16 protein-coding genes and 1 pseudogene are annotated in these 15,297 nt (G+C 53.3%); 9 read left to right on the top strand and 8 right to left on the bottom strand.

What is annotated here, in order from left to right; all coding sequences use genetic code 11:
- Positions 1 to 402: integrase core domain-containing protein (locus IGW03_RS35290; protein WP_228536296.1), on the top strand; the 402-nt coding region annotated here is incomplete at its 5' end.
- Positions 403 to 1,595: 1,193 nt separating this feature from the next.
- On the opposite strand, the gene IGW03_RS35285 is transcribed toward IGW03_RS35290, so the two are convergent.
- The 3 genes from IGW03_RS35285 to IGW03_RS35275 all read right to left on the bottom strand — a co-directional run bounded on the left by IGW03_RS35285 (position 1,596) and on the right by IGW03_RS35275 (position 4,028).
- Entirely contained in the window at positions 1,596 to 1,799 is a 204-nt protein-coding gene (locus IGW03_RS35285; protein WP_194727071.1) for a cold-shock protein, read from the bottom strand.
- A 279-nt stretch (positions 1,800 to 2,078) separates the two neighbouring features.
- On the bottom strand, positions 2,079 to 2,906 hold the full coding sequence (locus IGW03_RS35280; RefSeq protein ID WP_194727070.1) for an ankyrin repeat domain-containing protein: 828 nt from the start codon (positions 2,904 to 2,906) through the stop codon (positions 2,079 to 2,081).
- 642 nt (positions 2,907 to 3,548) lie between these two features.
- Entirely contained in the window at positions 3,549 to 4,028 is a 480-nt protein-coding gene (locus IGW03_RS35275) for a hypothetical protein (protein ID WP_194727069.1), read from the bottom strand.
- A 543-nt stretch (positions 4,029 to 4,571) separates the two neighbouring features.
- Between IGW03_RS35275 and IGW03_RS35270 the strand changes: the two genes are divergently transcribed.
- Positions 4,572 to 4,868, top strand: a complete 297-nt coding sequence (locus IGW03_RS35270) for a hypothetical protein (RefSeq protein WP_194727068.1) — start codon at positions 4,572 to 4,574, stop codon at positions 4,866 to 4,868.
- An 8-nt stretch (positions 4,869 to 4,876) separates the two neighbouring features.
- Here the strand turns inward: IGW03_RS35270 and IGW03_RS35265 are convergent, their stop codons facing one another.
- Positions 4,877 to 5,326: a hypothetical protein gene (locus IGW03_RS35265; protein ID WP_194727067.1), complete on the bottom strand. Its 450-nt coding sequence runs from the start codon at positions 5,324 to 5,326 to the stop codon at positions 4,877 to 4,879.
- A gap of 334 nt (positions 5,327 to 5,660) precedes the next feature.
- Here IGW03_RS35265 and IGW03_RS35260 point away from each other — a divergent pair, with 334 nt between their 5' ends.
- A complete protein-coding gene (locus IGW03_RS35260; RefSeq protein WP_194727066.1) occupies positions 5,661 to 7,019 on the top strand; it encodes a hypothetical protein in 1,359 nt (452 codons plus the stop codon).
- A gap of 125 nt (positions 7,020 to 7,144) precedes the next feature.
- Here IGW03_RS35260 and IGW03_RS35255 read toward each other — a convergent pair whose 3' ends face one another.
- Entirely contained in the window at positions 7,145 to 7,417 is a 273-nt protein-coding gene (locus IGW03_RS35255; protein ID WP_194727065.1) for a hypothetical protein, read from the bottom strand.
- Positions 7,418 to 7,664: 247 nt separating this feature from the next.
- Here IGW03_RS35255 and IGW03_RS35250 point away from each other — a divergent pair, with 247 nt between their 5' ends.
- The 3 genes from IGW03_RS35250 (at position 7,665) to hfq (ending at position 9,045) form a co-directional block, all read left to right on the top strand.
- The gene (locus IGW03_RS35250) at positions 7,665 to 7,877 is read left to right on the top strand and encodes a hypothetical protein (RefSeq protein ID WP_194727064.1); all 213 of its coding nucleotides are present in this window, start codon (positions 7,665 to 7,667) and stop codon (positions 7,875 to 7,877) included.
- 413 nt (positions 7,878 to 8,290) lie between these two features.
- Entirely contained in the window at positions 8,291 to 8,677 is a 387-nt protein-coding gene (locus IGW03_RS35245) for a hypothetical protein (RefSeq protein WP_194727063.1), read from the top strand.
- A gap of 41 nt (positions 8,678 to 8,718) precedes the next feature.
- Positions 8,719 to 9,045 (top strand): RNA chaperone Hfq, encoded by a 327-nt coding sequence (gene hfq / locus IGW03_RS35240; RefSeq protein WP_194727062.1) that lies wholly within the window; start codon positions 8,719 to 8,721, stop codon positions 9,043 to 9,045.
- 249 nt (positions 9,046 to 9,294) lie between these two features.
- Here the strand turns inward: hfq and IGW03_RS35235 are convergent, their stop codons facing one another.
- Positions 9,295 to 9,486: a hypothetical protein gene (locus tag IGW03_RS35235; RefSeq protein ID WP_194727061.1), complete on the bottom strand. Its 192-nt coding sequence runs from the start codon at positions 9,484 to 9,486 to the stop codon at positions 9,295 to 9,297.
- A gap of 15 nt (positions 9,487 to 9,501) precedes the next feature.
- Positions 9,502 to 9,816, bottom strand: coding sequence for a PilZ domain-containing protein (locus IGW03_RS35230; RefSeq protein WP_194727060.1), 315 nt, complete (start codon positions 9,814 to 9,816; stop codon positions 9,502 to 9,504).
- A gap of 837 nt (positions 9,817 to 10,653) precedes the next feature.
- Between IGW03_RS35230 and IGW03_RS35225 the strand changes: the two are divergent.
- A pseudogene (locus tag IGW03_RS35225) lies at positions 10,654 to 11,633 on the top strand (PDDEXK nuclease domain-containing protein).
- A gap of 130 nt (positions 11,634 to 11,763) precedes the next feature.
- Here the strand turns inward: IGW03_RS35225 and IGW03_RS35220 are convergent.
- Positions 11,764 to 13,509: a carboxylesterase/lipase family protein gene (locus tag IGW03_RS35220; protein WP_194727059.1), complete on the bottom strand. Its 1,746-nt coding sequence runs from the start codon at positions 13,507 to 13,509 to the stop codon at positions 11,764 to 11,766.
- A gap of 178 nt (positions 13,510 to 13,687) precedes the next feature.
- Here IGW03_RS35220 and IGW03_RS35215 point away from each other — a divergent pair, with 178 nt between their 5' ends.
- Complete coding sequence (locus IGW03_RS35215; protein WP_194727058.1) at positions 13,688 to 13,891, top strand: hypothetical protein; 204 nt, start codon at positions 13,688 to 13,690, stop codon at positions 13,889 to 13,891.
- A gap of 60 nt (positions 13,892 to 13,951) precedes the next feature.
- On the top strand, positions 13,952 to 14,323 hold the full coding sequence (locus IGW03_RS35210) for a hypothetical protein (RefSeq protein WP_194727057.1): 372 nt from the start codon (positions 13,952 to 13,954) through the stop codon (positions 14,321 to 14,323).
- Positions 14,324 to 15,297: the final 974 nt, after the last annotated feature.

The following is a 15,297-nucleotide window of genomic DNA, read 5'->3' as shown; positions in this document are numbered from 1 at the left end:
TGCTGCTGGCAGGCGTGCCGTTCAAGGATGGACTACCGGTGCAGGACAATCCACCGGAACAGCAAAAACTCGCCGCCTGAAGATACTATCCTTCAAGCCGGCCATACACCAGTCTTGACGCTAGCTCAGCGCCTGGCAGAGGCTGGCATTGAGCCGTCCGTGGGCAGCAAGGGCGACAGCTATGACAACGCGCTGGCAGAAACCATCAATGGCTTGTACAAAGCCGAACTGATCCATCGCCGAGCACCTTGGAAAACACGGGAGGCCGTGGAGTTAGCAACGCTGGAATGGGTATCCTGGTTCAACCATCACCGATTGATGGAGCCGCTGGGCTATATCCCGCCGGCAGAAGCTGAGGCAAACTACTACCGGCAATTGAGCAGTCAAGCCGTCGCGGCCTGACTCACACCAACCAGCCTCCTCAAAAACCGGGGCGGTTCATCCTGTTTTGTTCATTTGAACGTTCTTCGCGCGTCCGTCCTGGACTCAAATGGTACGTGCTGGATCGCGTCTTCTCAAGTGTTTGTACCCATAGAAAAGGGACTGCACCAGACGGTTAATGCAGTCCCTTTGTGCCTCCCACTACTGCCAGCCTTTAAGTGGCACAGAAGGATAATATTGTGGGTTCGGGATAGCTCTTTTGTTAGGTACAGAGATTATGTCTGATGTGTCTGCTTCAACACGACGTCCTCGTCTCAAAACTCGTGACTTCTCTTATCAGCCATTCGTATCTGGTTTGATCGAATCTCTTTTGTAGATTCCAGGCTAAACCGCGAAGGTGACTCGGCAGGTAAAAAGCCATGGTAATTTTTTTCAGTAGCTGGATCTGCTCTTCATGCATGACTTCTCCCAGAGCATGGCGTACGAATACCAGAACGTGCATCGTTCAAAGGAGAGGTAAGCTGCTCCAGCCTTTTGTTGCTTTTCGTTGTACAGTGAGGTCGCCGCATATGCTGTCTAAATTAAGATCAGAAGGAAGAGAGAAATGCAATGTAGGCAAGTAATGCGCTACTTGTCATGTACCACCTGGTACGTCGTTTGGCAGCGTGGTCTTTGAGTCCAAAGATAGGACGTCGGGACGGGCTGAATCGGTTCATTCTTTATTACATTGTTGCACTGATCAAGAACACTCACTTTCGCGTTGCTAAAGAGAAATGTCAAAGTAAATCCGCGCCCGCTCTTTGTACCAGCCCAATTTGTGGCGTGTTAGCCGCATGACTGTTTCTATCAGCTATCCAACTCCGGAAAGTGCTGCATATGCGCACTGAGGTGCTTCGGTGATACTCGGCGAATTACCCGTGACCTCTGGCCCTCTCTTGGCAAGAGCGCCTAAATCGTCACACGGTGCAGCGTGTACCTGAGTCTTATCATGTTTAGCTCAACCGGTGGGCCTGCTACTCCTACAAGGCAACTAAGTTGAACTAAGGAAAATGCTTTCTGTCAAAACAATGTGAACTCTACTTGACGGTAGATTTGGCCCGGTGCCTTGAGAGGCATCCGGGCGTTTTTATGCCGACTGTGCAAAGTCGGCGGCCGCGATCCGGTTATTTCGCGACAGGTCAGACGTCGGCCATGTGGTACTAGCGGAGGAAGTATTATTGCGGGGTGATGTTGGAAGCTTGCTTACCCTTCGGGCCCACTGTCGCCTCATAAGTCACCTTCTGCCCTTCCTTCAGTGTCTTGAAGCCGGACGAGTTGATCGCCGAGAAGTGTGCAAACAGGTCTTCACCGCCGTCATCCGGGCTAATGAAGCCAAACCCTTTGGAATCGTTAAACCACTTCACCGTACCAGTTGCCATGTGCATCTTTCTATGATTGTCAGATATTTTTGGGGTAGGCCAAACGCATCAGCCGCCCGAGTTCATTGAACGGGTAATCATTCCGAACACCGATCAACATCACGCAGTTTACCCGCAGTGAATGAAATGACAAGTTATTTTGATGGGCATCGGCCTGGGAATGCCCAAGTTACTTACAGAACTAAAGCAGCAACCTGACCATTGGAGCCTCCACAACGGATCCCATGCAGTCAATTCCATGAATAACTCTCGCCGCGGTGGATGCTAAAGATGGACTACTTAAACGGACCTGGCGATTTCGGCGAGTGCAGCATCAATGCAGCCGCGACCAGCACGCGCAGTCATATAAGTGCGCCGGGCGACATTGGCAAATGATTGTCCCCACTGTCCTGGAAAACTCGTCTTCGCACCTGCATCCAATAGAGTGTCAACCGCATCGATGGCGCCTCGTTGTGCAGCCTGGAACAGGGCAGTTTCAATTTTATCATTCAGCAGATCCACGTCGGCGTTGGCCTCGACTAAAAGCCGTATCTGATCAAGGCGACCGGCCCTTGCAGCACTAAACAGCGGTGTTTCGCCTTCCTTGTCTCGCGCATCAAGTATCGCACCTGCTTTCAGCAGCAGTGCTGTTATCTCTGCATTCCCAGCTACATGTAGCGCAGTCATATTCTTTGCGCCACGTCCGTACGGATCACTACCGGCATTGAGCAGGCGCCGCACCGCATCGGTCCTGTCATTCCTTGCAGCGATGATGAGCGGTGTATCTGTGTTGGCGCGGCTGGCGTTCACATCGTCGCCGGCGTCAAGCAGCCGGTCAATCACGCTAACAAGTCCCATGCCAGCTGCAAGGTGGAGTGCTCGCAGTCCGCGTTTGTTTTGGATGCGCCAGTCGATGCCACGGTCGAGGAGAAACTTCGCGCATTCCTCACATCCTGCCAGGATGGCGTGCACCAGTGCAGTCTGCCTGGAACGGTCAACGGTGTTGATATTGGCGTCGCGCTCGTCGAGTAATAGCGCAAGCGTGTCGACCGCGCCGGCGGAAGCAGCAGCGAGCAGGCTCTCATTGTCGTACTTCAGGGCAGTCTGATATTCAATTTGATAAGGCATTCTTTCTCTCGGGTGGGGTGCTACCAAGTGGCCAAGCGAGCCTGGTAATACATGCTGGCACGTCTTCCTGTCTGATTTCGAGTGTTATGACAGCAAAGAGCGCAAAGAATCCGGCCATCCTCGGTGCGATTACGCACCTGGGCATTCATATCCTGTGGCAGCAATGCGGCATGGAATGACAAGTGGCTAACCATGCAATGAAAAGCAAGCTACCCTTATGGAATCGATAAGAAGACATCTGCATAGATAGGGGAGCAGGGTGGGTGCCATTCGATATACCGCAGGGGCCGTTGCCATGGCGACGATATGCGGAGCGGTTGCTCTTTGGGCGAGCCGACGCCGCGACAGAGAAAAGGGAAACAGTGGCCACAGTTATCCGCACAACGGCGAAATGGATGATCTGAACAAACTCCTGCAGGAAGACACCATCTCGCGGGAAGAATACAAACTTATCAAGCGCCGGATTCTAGCAGGGCAAGTCTATTAGGGTAAGCGCTATACGCGTTGACGTTCTAACAACCTAAACGGCTTGTGCTGAGCGCACTGATCTATGCATCGGTACGCTGACAATACGACCCGCCATAGTCTCTGACCTCTATCCCCTGCTGGGTGTGATGCGATGACTGACAGCAAAAGCTGCCCTTAATGAACGACGGTCTTTTTCGAATAGAGGCGTTCACGATGTTTGCCTTCGGCGTTGATTTCGCCGTTCTTGGACATGACACTGAGCGCGTTTGACATACGCTGGGTAAGCTTCTTGCGATCTTCTGCGCTCGGCTTGATGCCGAGGGCAGTCACTGCCGCCTTGAATATTTCGGAAGCGGGCTGTGGCGTGTCAGTCAATAATGTCGGCCAAAAGTCCCTGCCAGTAGTAGGCAATTTTGATTGCCGAGTACTTTTGGTTGTCGACGCTTTCGCCTTATTGGTGGTTCTTCCACTGGTCTTGGCGGTTTTCGTGGCACGGGATTTTGTCTGTCCGCTCGTGGAAGGGCTGTCGATAGTGGTCAACGTCTCCAAGACCCCTTCGAGGTTCTCGACGAGCTTTGCGTAATACTCCATGCCCTGGCGAGCATGCATCAATTCAAGTTTGACAGCCTGTGCTGCTGATCCGATATTCACCATGAGTCACTCCTTGAGAAGAGATGAGGATAGGGCATGATTACGCCCTGCATGGATAGGTATTTAATACGTTTTGTTCAACTTGTAAGATGATGAATCTCAATAACTGAAATATAGGCCATCATCCTTAAGTAACAACCATGACTGTTACATGGATTAACCACTGAAGGGCCGGGTTTTGATGGGTCCTGCGTTCAATACTGGAGATGACAAGAGCTTCATGGCAGAGTCAGCTGGTGGAGAGGGAGTCAGCGTAGCCGTTAGACGAAGAAAAACCCGCAGACCTTGCGGCTTGCGGGTTCAATCCAATTCAAGGAGAGTTGGAGGAAACAGGTGTTACTATACTGCGGCGCACCATAGTTGCTCTCTTTATTGCTGTTATAAGAGATATAGCCTATAGTGATAATGGAAATGAGTAAGCCCGCTCAGTCATCAACCAAGCGGGCTTACTGGGTCTCTCTCGTCGTCTCTAGCCTTGGATTTTTATAGGTGCTACGGCCGGATAGTACACGGAAAAATAACGACTTTGTGGATTTTTGTATCAGGATGCAGGATCTCGACACGATCAAAACCGCGTGCCAACAAGCCTTGGAAGACGCGCGTCAACACGACCATTGGCAAGCGGCATACTGCGAAGCAGTGAGTCCGACCGCCGTGCTCGAACTGATTGCACAACTGAAGGCGGCCAAGGTCAATGAACAGGACAATGATCCTACTGCATTGCTGAAACTGGTTCGTGACCTGACCGGCTATATCAAGTTCGCGACTGGGGACAAGCCGGATCCTGTACGAGACGATCTGCTGCTGCAAGCCCGTGAATTGGTGGCCCAGTTCGATCGGTAGTCTTGTTCCTACGACGGCTCGCTCACAATACTGGCTTTGCCATGGGGTTCGGCGAGTGACAGGACCAAATCCCGCAATTTTTCTCGCGCAGCATCGAATCCATATTCGCGGCGCCAACGGTTCAGATCAACGAAGGCAGCGGCGCCAAGCGCTGCAGCTGCCAGGCTAATCCCCTGAAACGCTGAGCTGTCCAGTTCGCCATCAAGCACACGCACGCATAGAATGGGTGTGTCGCAGGACACTGGGGACGCCTTGGCATGGCGCAGCAGGTCGAACATTTTGCTCTCAGCAAAATGGGTGCCGCAGACGATGACATCAAAATGCCTTGCGAGCAGCCGGTCGGCCTCCCGCATGGAACAGCAGAATGTCATACTGAAGTGCTCGCTCCAAGCCTCTTGTACGACAGGGATGACCCCTGGAACTTCTGCTACCAGTATGTTGAGTTTCTCGGTAAGCATATGATGAGTTGGCTACATGGTGGATTTATTTTCGTAGATAGCCGTATCTCCTTCCTTTAACGATACTACGCAACATACGGTTTGTGAAGGAACGTGCTATTCTTTCGTGACCCGCTTCCCTTACCCCTTCCTGCCACGCTGCCGGCGTCGTGCAATGCACGAAAATTGGGGCTAATAAGCCTTGGTCTGTACCAGCACGACATGCAGGAATTTATGCAGGGCTTTTCTGCCCATGAGTAGACATCTGTCGCCTGAGACGGACAGGGTGAAGTGCGCTCACGATCAATGCGAGGCCATCGTGTCTCGTAAACACTCCGATTGGAATTGAAAAGTTATGTCTCGTAAGACTGAATCGCTAGCGACTGTCAATGTCATTAAATGGGCCGAGGAGGAGTGGCAATTGATTGCTTCGCGTCTTCTGGAAGAGAAGGGACGCGGTTTGCTGGAATCGGCCCAATTAGAAGAGGTCAAAGCCAAGGATGTGTTCCATGCGCAGAATGTGCTGCCGGAAAGCCGGCACCGCAAGCTGATCTCGATTTCCCAAGGCTTTCAAGCCATTCGGCAACGCTTGCACGGCATATTGCAAACATTGGAGCCGGTTCCGCAGCATGAGCTGTTCTCGGCACCAACATCCGGCGTGGATAACGACGCCTTGGGTTCTGACGACAACGCGGCCGATCCGGAACTACCACAAACATCTAAACGCTCCAGGAAAGCCCGCTCCGGCCCGGCAGTCGAGACGTCTGCCGCGACGCTGCCGCTGGAATCGATAGCATCAATCGAAGCGGAACCGTCTGTAATAAAGGAGCCGATCGCCGCAGACAAGCCGGGAATTAAGGGATCGGCACCAGTTGTCAAACAACCTCAGCAAGCGGCACTGCTCAAAGCACCTGCTCCTGTCTACCAGGCAGCGCAAACGAAGCATGTAGCGCAGCAGCATCGTCAATCCAGCCAGTTGGAGCCACCGCATGGTGCTCGCGACTTGATTGAACTGGCCCGTCCATTCGTTGCGATGGTGTGCGAGGAGTTTGCTAGTGCATTGTTCAAGGCAATGGCGCAGAAGGGCAGTAATTCAGCCATGGCCTCGTTGCTTCGGCCAGGCGTGCCAGGTACAGCGTCTTCGCCATACCAGGCGCAACAAGGCCATCGATGCTTTGCAACATCTTCGGACGATGACGCGTTCAACTCCAGGTCCGCATCATGGCCGGATGCGTCCCAGGCGCTCAATGACGAAGATGCCCATCATTCTGAAACCGACGTGCAACCGCTGTTCGATCCCAAGCTGCCGCCCTCGGCCAACAGCGCCTTCAAACCGATGATTGCGTTGGTCGGCACCAGCACGCATGACTTCGAGGATTTGAAGCAGCTTTTTCCGCAACTTGAACTCAACATTGTTGCACTCGACGATTTGCGGACAGCGCCGTCTCTGCGCAGTTGTCAGCGGATGGTCGGCTTACGAGAAGACATTCCTGCACCGGCCGATGAGTTCCTGAGAAAGACATTCGGAAATCGCTATGTACGCATTACCGGTGGCATTGCGCAAATACGCGAACAACTCAATACCTGGCTCAACAATCCCGGCACGATGAATGCAGGGGCATCGAATGGGCCACGCAAGCAAGGTAATGGAAAAGGACAGGGGGGCGGCTATCCGAAGAAGCGGCAATTCCGCCGCCCGCGCCCGAACCCGTGAATTCCGATTGCGAAGTCAAGGTGATGATCCTGCTGTAGCTAGAGAGTCATACCTTCGCTTATCTCGTCCTAACCGATGGATCACGCATTACGGAGTGAGAACGGGCGACTGCATATCGGCATGATTTACTTCACGAGAACCATTCCTCGCCAGAAGCCGGTCTTGCTCTTGCGCTCGGGCGCGACATCGGGATCGCCTCCCGGCCAGTGCTCAAAGGCTTTGGGCAGTGGCCGCGCGGAATAGACGAGGGTCGGATTGGCCGCGTCTTCGACTTTGCAATGTGGACAAGTGATCACTCCAGCAGTCATGCCTTGACGCGCAAAACACTGGCTGAAATGCTCAAGCTCAAAGAGTCGACGGCAAAGGGGATTACGGCATCTCTCCAGATGAATGGACATGGGGGTCTCCATTTTTTCTTCTATGCGTCCAAGTACGGTCTTTAGATTAGCAGTGCTTTTCTGAAACGCTAAGTATGTCTGCGAATCGACTGAGCTGATGTGCCTGGGCACGAACGTGGCTGAGTCGCTGTTGTACCTTGTTCTTTCGGTTCCTGCAACCATACAACTAACGATTCCAGCCTCCTTGCTTTTTACTGGCCCCACGCGCAGTAAAATAGTGCAGAAAGAATGCGCAGGAGGAGTAGTGATGATCATTCGTCGTGAGTTATATGAAGCTGCAATGAAAGTCGACGCCGAGACCGTCTATCGCCCAGAGGACGCTGAGCATCAAATGTTGCTTTCGTCCGGTCTGGCGTTCCTCAATCCCTTGCCACCGCACTTGCAAACCGCTGATGCTTCAAGACGATTGCTTGTGCTGACGCCAAAAGGCGATTTGGTGATTCAGAGCGCGTTTGGGTAAGGTCTCGTTCTGAAGCTGATCTGACGTTGTGAGGCAGCGCAAGGACATTGTCTTATTGCGCTGCGATATGACTTTTCGAGCACCTTCGTGCACAATCTCGGTGCAGTACAAAAATCCAATCCCGAAGAGGACGGCAGGAGACACGTGAAAGCCCACAGTACCTTGTGCTGTGGGCTTTTGCCTTTTACGGTGTTATAAGCATAGGGAATGTCTGTCATTCGCATTCGAAAGAGGACACTACTGTTGTACACAGGTACTATGCCTTTGTCTCCTCCAACTCTTCTTGAATTGGATTCGCCCGCAACTTCCGCAAGGACTGCGGGCTTTTTTCTTTGTACCGATGCGGGTACAGGTTGGTGGATCGTTCATTTCCCTATCAGACTCGGCGCAACGGCGCGCCAAAGGATGAGAAATTGGTCATTGAAGATTGTGACAAGATCGATATTGCACGGATTCTGATTGAGCGCATTGATGGCGTTTTTATGCAAGCGCGCGTCAGCACCCTCGCGTTAGCTAATGCAGTTCTGGAACGCTGGGCCACAGATGCACCGGAAAAAGGCGAAGGCCGGTGTCAGATCCGGATCATTTTTGAAGACGGCTTTCAGTACCACAGCCATATCGGAATAACCCGGTCGCAAAAACGTATTTCGCTGGCCAAGCTGGTACGGCAGCAACTGGTGGCATTAACCAGCCCGGGCATCCGCCGGCATCGAAAAAAGGCCGACAGCGTCACCGTCAGCCTTCCGCTACTGCCGTTGCCATTGAGCGCGGAAGCTATGCTGGCAAGGTATGACATCTAAGCCAAAGCGGAGCAGGGCGGCAAAACAGGAGATGAACATCGATGTCACGCACTAACAACGATGCGTTGCAAGCGACTTATCTAAATGACTTGCGCAAGCAGCGCATGACCGTCGTGGTGTACCTGGTCAACGGGATGAAGCAGACCGGCTTGATCGAATCATTCGATCAGCACTCCCTATTGATGAGGCAAGGAACCAGTAAGCAACTCTTCTATAAGCACATGATTGCCAGCGTCGTGCCAGCGCCAAAGGCATTGCCCACGCACCCTTCCCAGGCGGCGCAACGACCAGTCAATCGTTCGGAACCGAATGCAGTACCAGTGATTGTGCGGAAGGTATCACGTCGAACCATCGTTCGTGACGAATAGCGTCGTTGCAGCAGAACCGGTCAGGATGACGACCTACAAGGGAATGTGGTGCTGGTATTGGTTCCTCCCGCCAGCTCCGGTGGATGCAGCCTGTTCTTCTGAAATTGAGGTCTCACTCCGATGGCTGCATGGGGCGCGATTGTACAGAGCCGGGGAAGGATTCGGTCAGTACCACCGTTGATGCAAATCAACGTCAGACTTATCTCAGGGTTCTATTCACGAAGGCAAGGGAAGGTCCCTTCAACCAGACTAGACGTTAGCTGGCCACCAGTCGAACGCTTCCTTGCGCAATACGAAGACGGATCGGGCCTGGTCGACATAAAAGCGGGAGGTAGCCGCACTCCATTGGCCTTCCACCTTGCGGCCGTCATGCAATATGACGATATACCGTATCTCGTCTTTTGGTTCATATAGCTGGTCGTGCTGCTTGGTACAGGTCATGGTCTTCATGGCGGTTTAACGTACACCTTCATGGCTTGTCAGCAGATCGTCGATGCAAGCCCTGCTGTACGCGTCCATGTCCAGAAACCGGACACCCGCTTGAAAACCGTCCGGCGTGCTATCGCAGTAGACCACCGTGCCCCATGCATTGATCCGTCGCGGGCTGTCTGGAACAGCGATCGCGATGGCATAGTTACGACCGATATCGAGTAGACGGTGACTGAGCAGGCCTAGACCGTGTCGCGACACATTCACCGTGATGACGGAATATGGGCCAATGTCGTCCATGAGCACCTTGGTGTCGAAGGAAAAATGACGACGTTGCGACATGCGCTCTTCGTTGGCTGGGGAGAGATACATCGCGCCATTGTAGTTCCATGCAGTAATGGTGTTTCAGAAATGTAACATATATTGCGGTGCATCAAACTAGGTCGGACCCCGTGTTCCAATGGCTAGCAGCATCGCATATCGTCGTTGTCATTGATGTAAAAAAGCCCGCACGAGCAAGACTCATTGCGGGCCATAAAATCCAAACCGGAAGTTTGGGAGGAGACAAGAGGTAGATAGGGATGCTTGGCCCAAGTTCAAGAGCCGTGTTGAGTAAATTCTTACCATGGCGAGCCCTTGATAGTGAAAGATCATCTGTATTGCTCGCCAATTGGGCTTTGGTCACCTTGATCGCCGATTTTGGGTATTGACCCCATAGTTACTTACACCGTTGGCCGCAGTTGAAATGACATCGTTGGCGGTAGGCTGCATAGGGAGCAGGCGGAAAGTGCCTGAGGTTAGGACAGATACGGTAAAATGCCTGGACTGTTTTTTTATACAGTGAAAGCAAACAATGGCAACGCAAATGAGAACTTTGAAGGGCGATGTCGATTCCCTGAATCGCTATGGGATTGCGATGCCGCCAGAACACGGATCACGGCGCAAATACTCCGCAATGTGACCAAGCCGATCCAAAAACAAGCGATCCATCCCTATGGGCGTAAGGAGCTGAAGGTAAAATCGCAGGCTTAACGACAGGGGCCTATCGCCTATGGATTTTATTCCCCAGTGAATAAACTTATTTAAGCGACCTTGTGCAGAACTGCTTACGCTATGGGAAATACAAAATCAATCCTGCCAGCTGAGTACGCAAACTGGCTCTCGACTATCAAGTAGCGTATCGCAGGTGCGCAACAGCGAGCCGTCACTGCGGTCAATCGGGAATTGATTCTGTTGTATTGGCAGATCGGGCAACAAATTTTGTATCGGCAGGAGTAGCAAGGATGGGGTAGCAAGGTTATCGACCAGTTGTCGAAGGATCTCGTCATTGCCTTCCCCGAAATGAGGGGATTTTCCCTTCGAAACTTGAAATACATGCGCGCTTTCGCGCAAGCTTGGCCGGAACAGGAATTTGTGCAAGAGGTGCTTGCACAATTGCCCTGGTATCACCAAATCGCCTTGCTGTATAAATTCAGCAATGCCACGGAGCGCCGTTGGTATGCACGTAAAGCAATCGAGCATGGTTGGTCGCCCAAGATTCTGGTGATGCAGATCGAGACGCAATTGATTCAGCAGCAGGGCAATGCACTCAGTAATTTCGCCATGCGGCTTCCGCCCGCTCAATCAGAGTTGGCACAGGCTACGGTGAAGGATCTTTACATCTTTAATTTCCTTGGGTTGACCAATCACGTTCGCGAGCGCGACATCGAATCCGGTCTAATGCAACATGTCACCCGATTCCTGCCACCCGATTCTTGCTTGAACTTGGAGCACGATTTGCTTTTGTCGGCCGACAGTACAGGCTGACAGTAGGTGGTGAAGAGTTTTATATTGACTTGTTGTTCTACCATTTGAAGCTGCATTGCTATGTGGTGGGAAAGCCCCAAGCAACGCCCTTCAAACCAGAATATGCGGGGTAGCTAAACTTCTATCTTTCGGCGATCGATTCTGACGTCAAGGCACCGGAAAACAATCCCACTATTGGTCTGTTGCTGTGCAAAGAGCAGAATCGTACGGTGGCTGAGTATGCGCTGCGAGGTATGGGTAATCCGATGAGCATCGCTGAATATCAACTGGTACGCGCGATCCCGGAAACGCTCGTCAGCAGTCTGCCAACGGTTGAGGAAATTGAGGCGGAACTTCAGGAAGATATTGATTGACGTCGCATCTTCGGTAATCGATTCGCAGGCGGTCGTCCACCTTGTGTTCAGACAGTCTGACGATTTGATCGCACGCCACGCTCGATCTTGCGGTTAAAAGGGCGAGCTCATTATGGCTCGCCCTTGTCCATCACGGCAATGCAGGGGGAATCTTCTGCACCGTGATATTTTTCCGCGTCTGTGTGGCGTCAAAGATTAGGCCGGAGGGCCACATCGGCCAGTGTACGTCAAGGCTGTCATTGTTGGGATCGCCACGCCGGGCAAATGTACCGATACTGCGCATCATTGCGTCCGAGAGCTCCAGCCGTCCCGCCCGGTTTGCACTGGTGTTCATGATATTGGCCATCAGGGACGGGCCGAAGTTACCGAACACAAAGGGCAAGTCGAACAGGTGAGCCGCACCATAAATGACATTCCACGGCGCCGGCTGCTCATCCCAGTCAAAACGGTAATACCAGACGTCTGCCTGCTTCGCCTTCAAGGCATTGAGGATGTTGTCGCGGCTGGCAAGGAAGAAGATGCGGTTGAACTGGTCCGCCCGTGCGGTAAAGCCGGTCACCGGTGCGTCGGCGGGCAGATAGCCCGGTGCAATCCACTGCTGTATCGTGGTCTGGGGGGCATCTTCCGGCCGGTACCCGAAGTGGTTCATAAAGAGCTCCGCATCGGTGACGATGCGAGCGCTGCCGGGTATGCCGCTCACCAGCGGAAGAAAGCTTGGAAATAGCTTGCCTTCGTCGCGTGTGTTACCGGCCAGCACAGGCACTTGCACATACTTATTCGTATTGATTGCGCCGACCGGATTGCCCGACACGACAGAGCCATCCGGTATCGGCCCAGAGCCGCTGAGCCCCGCGGCGGCGAGCTTGGTAAGGAGAACTCTGAAGATTTGTGCCGGTGTTTTCGAGCGCATGTAGGCGGCGATCTGTGGCTGCGTCTGACTGGCCACATAAGCCTGTGCCTCGGCCACCGAGGTTGCCTTGCCGTCATCGATAAGCAGGTTTGACAGCAGCGCACTGCCTTGTGCCTCATAAACGGAGGCTGGTGACATGGTTGGGATCGTCCCTTGCGGAAGATTCGTTGCGAGTGACAGGCCGCCGCTCATCGCGACGGCTTTGTGAAATGGCTTCGTTTGCGCATCGGCCAGCTTCGGTGAGGTTAGCAGGGCATAGACGTTGATCGCGCCGGCCGACTCGCCCATGATGGTGATGTTGTTCGGGTCACCACCGAAGTTGCCGATGTTCCTTTTGAGGAATTCCAGAGATTTGATGCTGTCCAGAATGGCAAAGTTGCCTGACGTGGTATCGGGGTCTGCACCTTCCTTCAACTGCGGCAGGCTGAAGAAACCGAATACGCCAAGACGGAAGTTTACCGTGACGACGATGGAATTGGTTGTCTTGGCCAGGTTCCCGCCGTCATACATCGGATCGGCGGTATAGCCGGAGACGTTGCTGCCGCCATGGAAAAATACGATGACCGGCAGATCGGACTTGCCGGTGGCAGGGCGCCAGATGTTCAGGTACAGACAGTCTTCGCTGCCAACCGCCTGGTTGAGCGTGCTGGCGATGGTTTCATCATAGCGGTTATTCGCACCGGGCCCGTAGATCCGGCCGTACTGTGCACAGGCCGGTCCGAAGGCTGCTGTAGAACGCACATTGTTCCACTTGGCCGGATCAGTAGGAGCACGCCAGCGTAGATCTCCCACCGGTGGGCTGGCGTAAGGAATACCTTTCCATGCCCAGGTATTGGATGCCTTGTCGGATATGCCTTCGATGAATCCATACTCAGTAGCACGCACTGTCTTGTCGTTCGCCGCCTGTGCGGCAAGTAACGGGAAAGCGAGGCCAACTGCCAACAACCATCGTCCTTTGCTCTGCATCGTCTGTCTCCTTTATATGTACCTGAGCCTGGCACGTTTGTATGCCGGTATAAGCAGAGCACGACCGGACATCTACGCCTTGGTAGTAAGTCAATGTATGGTTTGCGGAAAATCAACCGACGAAAAGAAGGTCTCGCTTGAATAGAGGACTTATGATGCTGTGAACCGAGGAAGGCTGATGAAAGAGCAACTGGTGCTGACTGGTCGGTTCACCAAAGGCGGTGCTGCGCAGCAATTATTCTGTGACATGGAGAAGTATTCAAACGGTTATCCGATTGATATTGTTCCATTTGGCGGCGTTGCGCAAAAAGATGGCCAGATCGCCTGGCCTCCTGAGGGTGACGTCATCATGAACGTTGCTGGATACGAGGAAGCGTTTTAAGCTGCTCGCTCGGGGCAAGTAACGTCAAATATAGTAACCAAGGCTGTTGCAGTTCCGGCCTTGGTAGGGCTTAAGTTAATAGCATGGAAGGATCGTGCAAATGAGACGACACCGGACGCCCTAGATCTCTTTTTCTTATTTAAGCACTATACAAAAGCAGGCAATGACAACCGTATTTGGGATGAAGCACCAGTCCTGCTTCAGTCCTGTGACCACGACACCGATTTAATAGGTGCGGTGCTGCTGGGATTCGATTGCCGAATTATCTTGGGTGAAGATGTGGTAAGAACCATACTGTCTATTATCGAAGACCAAGGCTTACGTGACAAACTAGTGTTGCATATGGCAAGAGACCCAATTGAATCAAGCGAGGCGGCAATTAAATATCTGCAGAAGTTCGAGCAGGGATTACGTGTTCAAACTCTTGAGTGACACGCCAAACCCGAAAAGACCTCAACGAATTATCAGACAAAAACCCCCGGCCTCAATTCTGAAGCTGCATACACACGCATGAACCGACGCATCACATGGAGAACGGAAGCACGCTCGGGCAATTGAGCATCCATGCATTTCGTGCCGTTTCCAACAGCTTTTACATCGTGTGGGAAGCGCGGGGCATTTTCGCTTACGCGAAAACCGGGATGCCCTTACAGGCGCGGCATGCGCCTTGGTCGCGGCGCATCTGGCCTTGCGGCCACCTTTCAGGCCACCACTTGCCGAACACGCACTCATCAAGGGCAGCTGCGCTCCCCTTGGCCGCACGGCTACCTCCCGGTAACGCGAGGCGCTGCACGCCCTGCGTCCCGAATTTCCTGAAGTGAGGTTCCTGACCGCTTACGAAGCTCACGCTTGACCCCGGCCGCAGCCAGAAACAGGAAAAACAAGGATGGCAGCACGGGCCGCGCCGCCCCTTTCGCACATCCCCCCAAGCCCCTCAACTGGGGTGAAGGGGCACTTGGGGGGATGAACGCGCGAAACGGGCTAGCAACTGCGGCCCGTTGCCTTGCTTCCCGAACCCCACCCCATCGCCACCCTGGCCCGAGAGGGCAACGGCTTCGCCCACCCCCCGCCCGCCCCCAGGCGGGAGCCAAGGAAGCCCCAAGCGAGAGGATCGATTTCGTCACTCTCAACTTCGACAACATCTATAGGGGAACGCGATGAATAAACATACGCATGCTAACGAGCCCGCTTCAACGCCGGACGACAGCGGCAAGGACATGGGGCCAAACCAACAAGCCATCGCTGCCGTCAAGGTCGACGAACACCGGCGAACGGAGATTCTACAGCGGCTTGCGAATCAATGTAGGGGATAGCCACAATGATTAAACCATCCTTTTGCGTCGTTGGCGGTGATGCAGTTGATCGCTTCCTTTAACGCTGCATCGAGCGCCTCCCGAGTCCGTGCC

This window comes from Noviherbaspirillum malthae, from assembly GCF_015352985.1.
Taxonomy (GTDB): domain Bacteria; phylum Pseudomonadota; class Gammaproteobacteria; order Burkholderiales; family Burkholderiaceae_D; genus Noviherbaspirillum; species Noviherbaspirillum malthae.
Note: the sequence above shows the minus strand (reverse complement) of the source record. Positions and strands in the feature narration are given on the sequence as shown.